This window comes from Saccharopolyspora sp. ID03-671, assembly GCF_045278815.1.
GTDB lineage: Bacteria > Actinomycetota > Actinomycetes > Mycobacteriales > Pseudonocardiaceae > Saccharopolyspora > Saccharopolyspora ipomoeae.
Genome location: NZ_CP134054.1, coordinates 3,167,588 through 3,179,676 on the forward strand (window position 1 = coordinate 3,167,588; position 12,089 = coordinate 3,179,676).

The following is a 12,089-nucleotide window of genomic DNA, read 5'->3' on the forward strand; positions in this document are numbered from 1 at the left end:
AGCTCAGCCTTGATCTTCGGAATCTCCGTTCTCCAGGACATCGAGCATCGCCAAGATCTGCCGACGCGTCGTAGGGCTAGCCTCGCCTGCACGCATCGCGATGGCACGGACTTCCTGATCATTCAGCCGACTACGCAACGAATCGTCTTCAACCTCGGCGAAGCCATCATCATCGCCAGCGAGGTAGCTAACCGTGATGGGCGTCTTGTTCGGGTCGCGGTGATCGTTGAAGAACTTCACCAACGAGGTCAGAACGTTCAGGCCCGGGTTGCTGTTACGCCCGTTGCGAAGCCCGTCGATGTAACTCCGCGACAACCCGGTTTGTTCACCGACGTACTGATTCGAAAATCGACGACGTCGCCCCGCCTCGTCGACGTAGGTGACCTCGTCGAAGAGGCTGCGCAGCCGTGCCACGAACACGGACGTTCCGTGCTCGTCAGCATGTTCTCCGCGCATTCGGCCTCCTCATGACCCGCAGCGACGAGCCACTTTGACTCGCCTACCGGACTCACTATATCGGGCCGACACACATCGCAACACCGCACATCGGGTTGATAGCTCACCATAGTAGGTCTACTCTCGGGCTAGCTCAGCATAGTGGCTTCAAGCTCCGGGCTGGGCCAGCCGGCTGCTCGCCTGCACGACGTCCAGCCTCGCTCACACAACAGATCAGGAGTTCTTCGACCCTCGCGAGGTGATGTATGCGTAGTCCGATAATCCCGGCGGTTGCGGTGTCGGGCTTGGCGGCTCTGTGCCTGACCGCGGTCGTCGCCTGTGATACCCAAGGTCAGCAAGCTCCAGAGTCCTCGCCGAGCCCTACCGTTGATGCACCACCGCCGCGGACGGCGCCGTCGCCTGTTGACGCAGCTAAGGAACATGCGACGTCGGCCTACGTTGGCATGTGGCAAGCGATGGCGCGCGCCGGTCGGACTTCTGATTGGAAGTCGCCCGAGCTGGCCCGCTACGCCACCGGAAATGCCCTGACGACGATCACCAGGTCGCTGTACGCGGACCACTTCAACCATGTCGTCACCCGCGGCGCCCCGAAGAACTTCCCGAAGGTCACGTCGGTCGAGCCGCTGGATTCCCCAGAAACCGTGATGATCTCCGACTGCGGTGACTCGACCGGTACCTCGAAGGTCATGGAGAAGAACGGCCAGCCTGCTCCTGGCGACGCTCCTGGCGGCCGTCGATCGATCGTGGCCGAGGTCAAGAAGCAGCCGGACGGCACTTGGAAGGTGAACCAGTTTGCCGTCCAGGGGGTGGGCACATGCAGCTAAGAAGTTCTGTGGTCGTGACCCTGTCGGTGTCCACCCTGCTAGCTGCCACCTCGGGAACCGCACTGGCGGACGTGTGGGGCGGGGTCGATTGCAGCCAGGCCAACTACGCAGGGTGCCAACTCGGAGCAGGGCAGGGCGGCCAACCCGGTAACCCCCCATCTCGCCCCCAGCAACCGGGGCAGAGCGACGGCTCGGATTCCGACAGTGGCAGTCCCCAGCACCAGCAGGGCGACCAGATCATCGGAGATCCGAACTTGGCGAACTGCCGGTACGTACCCAGCGATTACCAACCACCGAGCCAGGGGACCACCACGGTTGCATACCACCCGCCAACGAGCAGCGGCTCGATCACGGTAACCCCGGCCGCATACCGGCCGTTCACGTCGACATCCCAGACTCGGTTCTCCCAGCAACAGCCTCCGCCGGGGCAGTCGGGAGCTTGGTACGTGTATCAGTGCTCGGGCCAGGGCTATGCCGACGCGCTGTACCGGCCGCCGATCTGGATTCCCGACGGGCCCCAGCCGGCTCCCTCGCCGGAACAGGTGGCCAAGCAGGCGTACAACCAGTTGCGCCTGCCGTCGCCCCAGATTCACGCCTCGCCCGCGGAGACGCAGTTGGTTAACTTGCCGACCTGGTTGTGGATGGACCCCGCGCAGTGGCGTCCGCGATCGGCGACCGCGTCTGTGCCTGGAGTTTCGGTGACGGCGACAGCAGTTCCGAACTCGGTGACATGGTCGATGGGTGACGGGTCGACGGTGACGTGCCCCGGAGCGGGAACACCCTTCCCGTCCGGAGCCAACCCGCGGTCGGCGTCGCCGGACTGCGGGCACACGTACCACCAAACGTCGCAAGGCAAGCCGGGAAACGCGTATCCGGTCGCGGCCGAGGTGAGTTGGACGGTGACCTGGTCGGGAGCAGGGACAGGCGGATCCTTCCCGAACCTGACGACGACCTCGACCGCCACGTTCGCGGTCGCGGAATCGCAGGCGCTCAACAACGCCCCCAACTAGGAAATTCCACGGTTTTCTCTAGACAGTTCAAATAGCTGATTTCGATCAACGGACACCCCGTCGTTCCGCATGGAATGGGGTGCGGGTACCGCATTGCTTGGAGGCGCCCGATGTCTACATCCACATCGACCACCGAACCCTCCCAGGGGCCGCCGGCTCCGTCCCGCTCCTGGGTAGGGCGCAAGCCTGGCGAGCCCGCGCGGATCGCACGGGGAACAGGGCGGTGCCGGGTGCCGTATCTGGTGCTCGGGGTGCTGCTGGTGCTGATCTGTGTGGCGGGTGCGGTGATCACCGTACTGCAGGTTGGCAATCGGGAGCCGATGCTGAGCCTGGCGCGACCGGTGCACGTCGGCGATGTGCTGACGCCACAGGACCTAAGGCAAGTTCCGTTGTCCTCGGATTCGGGAACGGATCTGGTGCCAGCCAGCCAGGCGGCCACGGTGCTGGGTCGTCCTGTCGCGTACTCGCTGCCGGCAGGGACCTTGCTTCCCCGCTCGGCCTTCGGTCGTCCGCAGGTGCCGCCGACGGGCCAGGCGACCGTGGCTGTCGCGGCGAAACCGGGACAGTTTCCTCCCGACCTGGCGCCGGGCACCACGGTGTCGGTGATCGTGGTTCGGGTTCGGGCAGCAGCACGTCTTCGACCCAGAGTCCGGCCTCCGGTGGTCCGTGGTCGGCGGTGGTCACCAGCGTCGGGGCGCCGAGCAGTGATCAGTCCACGGTGGTCTCGTTGCAGTTGCCGGTGGCCAGTGCCCGGCAGGTGGCCGCAGTGCCGCCCGGACAGTTGTCATTGGTCGCCGTTCCGGCTGGGGGTCAGTGATGCTGGTCGGGCTGTGTTCAGTGAAGGGCTCGCCGGGGGTCACGACCGCGGCTCTCGCGATGGCCGCCCGGTGGCCCGGCGGTGATCCGGTCGTGGTGGAAGCGGACCCGGCGGGCGGTGATCTCACCGCCCGGTTCCGGCTTCCGGCCACGCCCGGAGTGGTGTCGTTGGCCGCGGCGGCGCGGCGGCAGTCGTCGGCAGAGCTGCTGGCGGAGCACTGCCAGCGCCTTCCCGGAGGGCTGCGGGTGGTCGTCGGTCCCGTGGCGGCCGAGCAAGCGCGGGCCGCGTTGGGGGTGCTGACGAACCGCGGGCTTCGCGCGCTGTGGGCTACCGCCCGGTCCCCGGAGTCCGCGGTGTTGGTGGATGTCGGGCGGTTGGACGCGGCCTCCCCAGCATTGCCACTGGTTCGCGGGGCGGACGCGCTGATGGTGATGACGCGGCCCCGAGCCGACGAGTTGTCCCACGTCGCGACCCTGCTGGAGTCGGTGTCGACGTGGACCCCCACGCCGGGCCTGGTCTTGATCGGCGATGGCTACAGCCGCACCGAGGTGGAACGGGAACTGGGAGTCCCGGTTATGGCCTCACTTCCGGACGATCCGCAAGGCGCGGCGGTCCTGTGCGGACAGCCTCGGGGACGAACTCCGGATCGATCCGCATTGGGGCGCACCGCTGCTCGCCTGGACCGTACTCTGCTCGGCCACGTTCAGACGTCCCACACCAGCAACGACGAACTGAAGACCGCCACGACACCGGCGACAGGAAATGGGGAGGTGCCGTGATGACGACCGACGCGCACCGCTTTCTCAGTGGAACTGGCGAGCCTAGCTGGTCGTCACAGCCGATCAGTCCGGAAACCGGGCACGGGGAGAGCAACGACAGCCACCCCGGAGCAGCGGCGCTGCGGGCACGGGTACGTCAGGCGGTCTCGGAGGGACTGGCCGAACGCATCCGCGCAGATGAACAGGACGACCGCCCCGCGATGGACTACCCGACCCGGCGCACCCTGGCTGAACGGCTCGCCGCGGACGCCGCCGACGCCTACGCCAACGACGAGCTGACCCGTCCGAGCGGGGCCGGGTTGGTGCCGGATGAGGTGGAACGCCGGGTCGTGACGTCGGTGTTGGACGAAGTATTCGGCATGGGTGGCCTGCAGCCGTTGCTGGCCAACGAGGACATCGAGAACATCAACGTCAACGGTGCCGATCGCGTCTTCGTGCGGTATGCCGACGGCAGGCGGGCGCAGATGCCGCCGGTGGCCGACTCTGACGAGGAACTGATCGACCTGGTGCGGTCGCTGGCGGCGCGCTCTGGTGTGGAGGAGCGCCGGTTCGACCGGGGCTCGCCCGGGGTGAACGTGGAGCTGCCGGACGGGTCGCGGATGTTCGCGGTCATGGCCGTCACCGGCCGCCCGAGCGTGTCCATCCGGCGGCACCGGTTCCAACAGGTCACCCTCGCCCAGCTCCACTCGCTGGGCACGATCGACGCCGGCTTGGAAGCGCTGCTGTCGGCGATGGTGCGCGCCCGGTTCAACGTGCTCGTCGTCGGCGGCACCGCAATCGGGAAGACGACGATGCTACGCGGGTTGGCCTCGGCGATCCCGCCGGCCGAGCGACTGATCACCATCGAGGACAACTTCGAGCTAGCGCTCGACCGCGACCCGGCCCACCCCGATGTGATCGCGATGCAAGCCCGGGAAGCCAACGTCGAGGGCGAGGGCGCGATCTCACAGGCCGAGCTGGTGCGGTGGGCACTGCGCATGTCCCCGGACCGGGTCGTCGTCGGCGAGGTCCGCGGCGCGGAACTCGTGCCCATGGCCAACGCCATGTCCCAGGGCAACGACGGGTCGATGGCCACCCTGCACGCCTCGACCTCGCGCGGGGCGTTCACCAAGCTCGCCACCTACGCCGCCCAATCCCCGGAGAGGCTGGGGCTGGAGGCGACCAACCTGCTGATGGCCTCGGCGCTGCACTTCGTGGTGCACCTGGCCGAAGCCCGAGACGACAAGACCCGCGTCGTGTCCTCGATCCGCGAAGTCGTCGACGCCGACGAGAAGCAGATCATCTCCAACGAGGTCTATCGCCCCGACCCCACCGGCCGCGCGGTCCCCGGGGTGCCCTTGCGCACCGAGACCGTGGAGCGGCTGGCCGAGGCCGGGTTCGACCCGGACGTGCTGGAGCGCACCGAAGGGTGGTGGCGGCCATGACCAGTTCTGTCCTGCTGGCCGCGGTCTGCGGGCTCGGTGTGGCCCTCGGAGGGCTGTTGCTCGTGCTCGGGTTCCGTGGACAGGCTCCCGAGTCGGCCGCCAAGCCGTCGCGCTGGCGGGAACATCTTCGTCAGCTCCGGGAAGGTGCCTCGGCCCGGCGAGCAGTGATCAGCCTCGCGGCCGGCCTGCTGACCGCTGTCGTCACTGGCTGGGTGATCGGGGGTGTGCTGACGGCGGCGGCCGTGTGGGCGCTGCCGCAGGTGCTGGGGCGGGATTCCGAGCAGGCGCGTCGGGTCGCCCGGATTGAAGCAGTGGCAGCGTGGACCGAGATGTTGCGCGACACCCTGTCCGCGGCGGCCGGGCTGGAACAAGCGATCCAGGCCGCGGTCGATACCGCCCCAGCAGCGATCCGCGACGACGTGCGCGAGCTGTCGATGCGCATCGAGCGCGGCGACAAACTCCCCGACGCATTGGCGGGGCTGGCCGACGACCTGTCCGACCCCACCGCTGACCTCGTGATCTCCGCGCTGGTGCTCGCCTCTCAGCACCAAGCCCGCCAGCTCGCGGACCTCCTCGGGGAGCTGGCGATCGAGGCCCGCGAGCAGGTGTCCATGAGGCTGCGGGTCGAAGCCGGACGGGCGCGCACCCGCACCAGCGTCCGCGTGATCGTCGCGACCACGCTGCTCTTCGCGGCGGGGCTCGTCGCCCTCAATCGCGGTTACCTCGACCCCTACGACGGAGCGTTCGGACAGATCATGCTGCTGGCCGTTGGCGGGCTGTTCGCCCTCGCGTTCTGGTGGCTGGGCCGCATCGCTCGGATGCAGGAGCCCGAACGCTTCCTCACCCAACCGACGGCGGCCAGTGCGCGGATGGAGGTGCGCTTGTGATCACCACGGTCGTTCTCCTCGGTGCCGGGCTCGGTGTCGGCCTGTGGGCGCTGGTGGTATGGCTGCTGCCTCCGGCGCCGTCACTGGCCAGTGCGCTGAAGGCCAGCCGCATCCCCCCATCGCGCAAGCCCACGATCACCGACACCGACGCCGGCGGGTGGGCTGCACGATGGGGCCGCCCCGCGGTGCGGCCGTTGGCCGCACTCGGCTTGCCCAGCAGCCGGCAGCAGCGTGATCTGCTGGTGCTCGGGCGGGCACCGGAAGCGCTGCTGGCGGAAAAGGGCGTGCTGGCCGTCGCCGGTGTGCTGCTGCCCAGCCTGGTCCCACTGCTGCTGTGGGCCGTCGGCGTGGGGTTGCCGTGGCAAGTGCCGGCCGTCATCGGCCTCGCGTGCGCGGCTGGCGGGTTCTTCCTGCCTGACCTGGATGTGCGGCAGCAGGCCGAACGCAGGCGCACGTCGTTTCGCCATGCCCTCGGGGCCTACCTGAACTTGGTCCGGGTCTCGCTGGCCGGGGGCGCTGGGGTCGACGGAGCGCTCACCGACGCCGCCGAAATCGGCCAAGGGTGGGCGTTCGCCCGGATTCGCCGTGCGCTGACGACGGCACGGATGACCCGGGCGACGCCGTGGGAGACGTTGCGGCAGCTCGGCGAGGAACTGGATGTGCGCGAGCTGATCGAATTGTCGTCCTCGGTGTCGCTGGCCGGCACCGAAGGCGCGAAGGTGCGGGCGAGCTTGGCGGCCAAGGCCGCGGCGATGCGCACGCACGAACTCACCGAGGCCGAAGGTGAGGCGCAGGCCGCCACCGAGCGGATGTCGTTGCCGGTGATCTGCCTGTTCGCCGGATTCTTGTTGTTCATCGCCTATCCAGCCGTCGCCACGGTGCTCGGCTCCTTGTAGATCCCGAAGGGAACCGCTGATGCTGAACTACATCCAGCTTGTCATTGCCACCACGCGGGCTCGGATCGACGCGATCCGGACTGACGAACGTGGGTATTCCACGGAAACCGTGCTCGTGACCGCATTGCTGGTCGCCGCGGCGATCGCCGTGATCGCGATCATCGTCGCCGCAGTCACCCGCAAGGCCAACGAGATCGGGGGCAACATGTGATGACCGCACGCCTTGCCCGCCGGTTTCGCGCATCGATACGGCGGTTCCGCCGAGACGAGCGCGGGGCGGTCACCGCCGAGCTGGTGCTGGCGGTCCCGGCGTTGCTGCTGCTGATCCTGCTGATCGCACAGTTCGCGATCTGGGCACACGCCACCCACATCGCCCAGGCCGCCGCCTCCCAGGCGCTGTCGGCCGCACGTGTCCAGGGAGCCAGCAGCACCGATGGCCACGCCGAAGCCGCGGCAGTGCTGAACCAGCTCGGCGCCGGGCCACTGAAGAATCCACACGCCATCGTGAATCGGGGACCTGAACAGTCCACTGTGGAGATCACGGGGCAAGCTGCCCCGGTCGTGCCGTTCCTGGACTTGCCGGTGCGGGGCCGCGCGGCCGGCCCGAGCGAACGGTTCGTCGTCCCGGGAGGAAACGGATGAGGTCCCTGCTGCGCCGACTACATCGCGACGAACGGGGCTCGGTGGCCACCGAACTGACACTGCTGGTTCCCGTGTTGATCGTCTTGCTGTTGTTCGTGGTCTTCTGCGGGCGTCTGGCTGATTCGCGGCTGCGCGTCGACGACGCTGCGCACCAGGCTGTCCGCGCGGCGACCTTGGCCCGTAGCAGTAGTCAGGCCAGCAGTGGCGCGCACGCCACCGCGCGGGCCGCACTCTCCCAGGCCGGGGTGCGCTGCCAGAACCTGGGCGTGTCGACCCAGCTCGCCGGTCTGCAGCCGGGCAGCACCGTGACCGTGACCGTGACCTGCGATATCGGGCTGTCGGATTTGGCGATGTTGGGGGTTCCGGGGAGTACCACGGCGGAGTCCACCGCGTCGTCGGTTGTCGACCAGTGGCGCGGGACCGACCCCGGAGGCGCGTGATGTTGAGGCGGTGGCAAGGGTTCGCACGCGACGAGCGCGGCCGGGTGACGGCGTTTGTGGTGGTGATCACCACGGCTTGTCTGCTGTTCGCTGGTCTCGTTCTGGACGGCGGGCTGGCGTTGGCCGCGAAGACGAAGGCGATCGGCCACGCCCAAGAAGCCGCCCGTGCTGGAGCCCAGGAGCTGGATCTCGCGTCCTACCGCGCCGGCGGCGATGCTCGGCTGGACCCGAGCGCGGCGCAGGCCGCCGCGCAGCGCCATCTCGGAGCCGTGGGCGCCACGGGCACCGTCACCGCCGATGCCACCACCGTTCGCGTGCATGTCGATGCACAGCAACGCACCCAAATCCTGGGAGTGATCGGGCTCGGCGAGATCGCCGTGTCCGCCGAGGGCCAAGCCCGCCCCGATCAAGGGGCGTTGGGAGGTGCTGGATGAGGCTGCTCGCCCGCATCACCACCCGACTGCTGCGGCTGGTCGGCGCGCTGGCCGCACTCGCGGCACTAGCCGCGCTGCTGGTCGGCGTGCCCTGGGGATTGGTCACGTTCATCGGCTGGCCGTTGCCGGACCATCTGCCGACCGGCGATGAGATCGAAGCCGCCCTGCTCAACCCGCTGTCGGTCACCCTGCTGCTGGACCTGTTGGCCTGCATCGCCTGGCCGGTCTGGCTCACCTTCGCCCTCGACGTGGCCCGCTGCGTTCCCGACGCGGTGCGCGGAGTGCGCCCGCCCGCGATCGGCCCGGTCCACGCCCTGGCCGGCCTGCTCGTCGCCGCCGCGGTCTTCGGGCTGCTCCCACCGCGAGCCCCGGTCGCCGCCGCGGGACCTGTTCCTCCGGTTCAGCCTGTCGCGGCGGTCACGGTTGAGCAGCCCGCACCCACTCTGTACTCCACGACGAACCAGGCACGGCACACAAACGCGACGAGCGAACCCGGCACCATGATCGTGCAGCCCCCGCGCGCCGGGGTCTACGACAGCCTGTGGCGCATCGCCGAACGCGCACTCGGCGACGGCCACCGCTGGCCCGAACTCTTCGCCCTCAACCAGGGACGCCCGCAACCCGACGGCGACAAACTCACCGATCCGCACCTCGTCCGCCCCGGATGGGTCCTGCAACTGCCCGAACCAGTCAAGGACCACGCCCCGCCACCACCACCGCCGCAGGAACCCCTGCCGCCACCGGCACCCTCAGTCGATCCTTCGCCATCCGTACCCGCGCCACCACCGGAGAAGTCCGTCCCGGACCAGCACCACGCCCCGCCGGACGCCGTCGCTCCGACCTCGGGCGCCGCCATCACGCTCACCAGCGGCGGCCTCGTCGCCGCCGCGCTGGCCGCCACGGTGACCCTGGCGATGCTCATCCGGCGGCGCCGGCGGATGCGGACCTACCAGCCCGGCAGCGGAGACCGCACCCCACCACCCGCACCCGCACCCGCGGTCCACGCGCTCCGACTGGCCTACGACGAAGCACACCTGGACACCAGCGAACCCGACGAGGCCAACCCGATCGCGCTTCCCTCTGCCGATACCGCCCCGCCCGACGCAGCAGCCGACGAATCCGAGCCTGATCCGGCCGTGCAGGTCGGCATCCGTGACGACCGCGCCCACGCCCTCGACCTCGCAGCACTCCACGGGCTCGGGCTCACCGGGGCGGGCGCGGAAGCCACCGCCCGGTCGCTGCTGGTGCACCTGCTGGCGACCACGAACGCCACGGTGCTCATCCCCAGCGACGACGCCCGCGCCTTGCTCGGAGACACCCCTCCCACCTCGCCCCGGCTGCGCCTCACGAACGGCCTGGACGCGGCCATCACCGTGCTCGCCGACCACCAGGACCCAGACAGCACCGATGGCCAGGACACCGCACTGGACATCGTTCTCGTGTCCACCCTCGACCGACCCCACGAACGTCTACAAGCCGTCCTCGACACCGGGGCCGCCCGCGGGACGGCGGCCATCCTGCTCGGTCACTGGCCCGCAGGCGCCACCGTCCGCATCCGCGCCGACGGGATCGTCACCGCCGCCAGCCCCGCCGTAAGCGACCTCCGCAGAGCTCGGCTGTTCCACCTCAACGCCTCCGACACCCGCGATCTCCTCGACCTGCTCACCGACACCACAAGTGGGCCGCCGACAAACATCGTGGACCCCACCGAGGCGATCCCTGCCGACGACATCGACGACGAACAGGACCTCGGTACCGAGCCCCCCGTCAACCATCACTCCCACCTGGACGAGCACGAGGCCGAGGAAGACCAGGCCACCGAAGCCAACGCCGTAGACGAAGTCCAGGACGCAACGACCTCCGACACCCCTTCAACCACCGAGGAACGCCACGATCCCGTTTTCGATACCGCTGACCAGCCCGCGGTCACCGAGCTGGTCACCGCCGACAGCACTCCGGAGCCTCCGGACCGCCCCCTGAGCCTGGCGGTATTCGGCCCGCTGACCCTCACCTGGCGCACGCCCGACAGCACCGACCGGGACCTCACCGCGGCACTGGCGCCCAAACACAAGGCACTGCTGGTGTTCCTCGCACTGCACCCCAACGGGACATCCCGGGGGGCCGTGCGCGAAGCGCTCTGGCCCGAGGCCCGCGGACGCCGCCCCTACAACGCCTTCTACGCCGGACTGTCCCAGATCCGCAAAGCCCTCGCCGACGCCACCGACGAGCAGGTCGCCGACCTCATTCTTCAGCACGAGGAGCACGTCTCCCTCAACCCAGACCTGGTCGCAGTCGACTACTGGCAGCTCAACCAGGCCGAACACGACCGGCACATCGCCAGCACCGATGAGCAACGCTTCGCCGCTTGGTCCCGAATCGCCACGCTCTACAACGGCGAAATCGCCGAAGGCATGTCAGCCCTCTGGCTCGACGGCCCCCGCGAAGCCGCACATCGCACCGTCGTCGACGCACTCGCCGGCATGGCCGCCCACTACCGCGGCCACGACCCCCAACAACAACTCCAACTGCTCGAACACGCCAGGCTGCTCAACCCAGAAAACGAGGACATCTACCGCGACATCATCCGCGTGCAAGCCGAACTCGGACACATCGACGCCATCAGCCGCACCATCCACCTGCTCACCACGACCCTCGCCGACATCGGCGAACGACCCGACCCCAGCACCCTCACCCTTGCCCGCGCACTCCAAGCACGCCACCACCGGGCAGCCAGTTAAGAGGAAGGACCCTACTCTCCCGGCGGCCGATGATGTGGTTGAAGCGCCAGATGATCGTTTCCTCAGAATGGTAGTGGCCCACGATTCCGATCAGTCGACCTTGATCAGCTGTTCCTCCCCTCTGCACGGCTCGTTCCTCGAATGGAGCAAGCAGCTTTTCCTTCATTCGGCAGTGCGCGTCTTCCGCCTGGTCGTAGACTGGGATATCGAAGAACTTGCACGCGTCCGGTTCCTTCTCATGCCAAGGGGCCACATACGACCGGGAGCTACTCTCCGCCCGCAGCTGCTTCCTCATATCGAAACTGTAGGGCGTTCATGCTTGACCGGCCCCGCCCCCTCCCCGATGGATGACAAATAACCTCGTCGAGGTCGGCAACTCGCACTGCCAGAGAGCAGATTGGGCGATGTGGTTCAAGCTCTACCGATCCAGAACATCCATGCCTACTCATCTACCTACTCATGCGCTCACTCATGCGCTCACTCATCTACCCGATAAGCAGGAAGCCCCCTCGCGCCACGTTGTCGCAGTTCAGCGCGCCGCTGCCCCTTCCTGAACCTACCCAGCCTCGGTGCCCCACGGGAACCTGTTGACGACTGGGAGGAATGAAGGGGGCAACAATAAGCGGCGTGGCCGAAGTTGTGTCGGATGAGATCCATTCTATGAGAGCTAGCGCTTCGCCTGCGGAATTTCGGACACCCAATTCTCGTCATTATTCTTCCATCTTCCTTCCTTTTGTCCATT

General features: G+C 68.2%; 12 protein-coding genes. 11 read left to right on the forward strand and 1 reads right to left on the reverse strand.

Translation table 11 applies throughout. From position 1 onward, the window contains the following. Window positions 1–3 precede the first annotated feature (3 nt). Window positions 4–456, reverse strand: coding sequence for an XRE family transcriptional regulator (locus tag REH65_RS14425; protein WP_406692793.1), 453 nt, complete (start codon window positions 454–456; stop codon window positions 4–6). Window positions 457–899: 443 nt separating this feature from the next. Between REH65_RS14425 and REH65_RS14430 the strand changes: the two genes are divergently transcribed. The 11 genes from REH65_RS14430 to REH65_RS14480 all read left to right on the forward strand — a co-directional run bounded on the left by REH65_RS14430 (window position 900) and on the right by REH65_RS14480 (window position 11,347). Then, window positions 900–1,280: a hypothetical protein gene (locus REH65_RS14430; RefSeq protein WP_406692794.1), complete on the forward strand. Its 381-nt coding sequence runs from the start codon at window positions 900–902 to the stop codon at window positions 1,278–1,280. Window positions 1,281–1,726: 446 nt separating this feature from the next. Beyond that, on the forward strand, window positions 1,727–2,290 hold the full coding sequence (locus REH65_RS14435; protein ID WP_406692795.1) for a hypothetical protein: 564 nt from the start codon (window positions 1,727–1,729) through the stop codon (window positions 2,288–2,290). An 816-nt stretch (window positions 2,291–3,106) separates the two neighbouring features. After that, on the forward strand, window positions 3,107–3,886 hold the full coding sequence (locus tag REH65_RS14440) for a hypothetical protein (RefSeq protein ID WP_020496983.1): 780 nt from the start codon (window positions 3,107–3,109) through the stop codon (window positions 3,884–3,886). A 200-nt stretch (window positions 3,887–4,086) separates the two neighbouring features. Then, a complete protein-coding gene (locus REH65_RS14445) occupies window positions 4,087–5,310 on the forward strand; it encodes a CpaF family protein (RefSeq protein WP_406692796.1) in 1,224 nt (407 codons plus the stop codon). Further along, the gene (locus REH65_RS14450; RefSeq protein ID WP_406693166.1) at window positions 5,307–6,197 is read left to right on the forward strand and encodes a type II secretion system F family protein; all 891 of its coding nucleotides are present in this window, start codon (window positions 5,307–5,309) and stop codon (window positions 6,195–6,197) included. Before REH65_RS14445 ends, REH65_RS14450 begins: the two co-directional genes overlap by 4 nt. Next, window positions 6,197–7,093 carry a type II secretion system F family protein gene (locus REH65_RS14455; RefSeq protein ID WP_406693167.1) on the forward strand — a complete coding sequence of 299 codons (897 nt, stop codon included), beginning with the start codon at window positions 6,197–6,199 and terminating at the stop codon, window positions 7,091–7,093. The genes REH65_RS14450 and REH65_RS14455 overlap by 1 nt, the downstream gene beginning before the upstream one ends. Window positions 7,094–7,112: 19 nt before the next feature. Beyond that, on the forward strand, window positions 7,113–7,304 hold the full coding sequence (locus REH65_RS14460; protein ID WP_406692797.1) for a hypothetical protein: 192 nt from the start codon (window positions 7,113–7,115) through the stop codon (window positions 7,302–7,304). Continuing rightward, window positions 7,304–7,735 (forward strand): TadE/TadG family type IV pilus assembly protein, encoded by a 432-nt coding sequence (locus tag REH65_RS14465; RefSeq protein ID WP_406692798.1) that lies wholly within the window; start codon window positions 7,304–7,306, stop codon window positions 7,733–7,735. The genes REH65_RS14460 and REH65_RS14465 overlap by 1 nt, the downstream gene beginning before the upstream one ends. A gap of 41 nt (window positions 7,736–7,776) precedes the next feature. Beyond that, entirely contained in the window at window positions 7,777–8,175 is a 399-nt protein-coding gene (locus REH65_RS14470; protein ID WP_406692799.1) for a TadE/TadG family type IV pilus assembly protein, read from the forward strand. 44 nt (window positions 8,176–8,219) lie between these two features. Further along, window positions 8,220–8,609 (forward strand): pilus assembly protein TadG-related protein, encoded by a 390-nt coding sequence (locus tag REH65_RS14475; RefSeq protein WP_406692800.1) that lies wholly within the window; start codon window positions 8,220–8,222, stop codon window positions 8,607–8,609. Further along, on the forward strand, window positions 8,606–11,347 hold the full coding sequence (locus REH65_RS14480) for a hypothetical protein (RefSeq protein WP_406692801.1): 2,742 nt from the start codon (window positions 8,606–8,608) through the stop codon (window positions 11,345–11,347). Before REH65_RS14475 ends, REH65_RS14480 begins: the two co-directional genes overlap by 4 nt. The last annotated feature ends 742 nt before the right edge of the window (window positions 11,348–12,089 follow it).

Bases quoted from the DNA above. Each gene is read 5' to 3' on its own strand.
- REH65_RS14430 (WP_406692794.1), top strand. From the start codon at position 900: ATGTGGCAAGCGATGGCGCGCGCCGGTCGGACTTCTGATTGGAAGTCG.
- REH65_RS14465 (WP_406692798.1), top strand. From the start codon at position 7,304: ATGACCGCACGCCTTGCCCGCCGGTTTCGCGCATCGATACGGCGGTTC.
- REH65_RS14440 (WP_020496983.1), top strand. From the start codon at position 3,107: ATGCTGGTCGGGCTGTGTTCAGTGAAGGGCTCGCCGGGGGTCACGACC.
- REH65_RS14480 (WP_406692801.1), top strand. From the start codon at position 8,606: ATGAGGCTGCTCGCCCGCATCACCACCCGACTGCTGCGGCTGGTCGGC.
- REH65_RS14445 (WP_406692796.1), top strand. From the start codon at position 4,087: ATGGACTACCCGACCCGGCGCACCCTGGCTGAACGGCTCGCCGCGGAC.
- REH65_RS14460 (WP_406692797.1), top strand. From the start codon at position 7,113: ATGCTGAACTACATCCAGCTTGTCATTGCCACCACGCGGGCTCGGATC.
- REH65_RS14450 (WP_406693166.1), top strand. From the start codon at position 5,307: ATGACCAGTTCTGTCCTGCTGGCCGCGGTCTGCGGGCTCGGTGTGGCC.
- REH65_RS14425 (WP_406692793.1), bottom strand. From the start codon at position 456: ATGCGCGGAGAACATGCTGACGAGCACGGAACGTCCGTGTTCGTGGCA.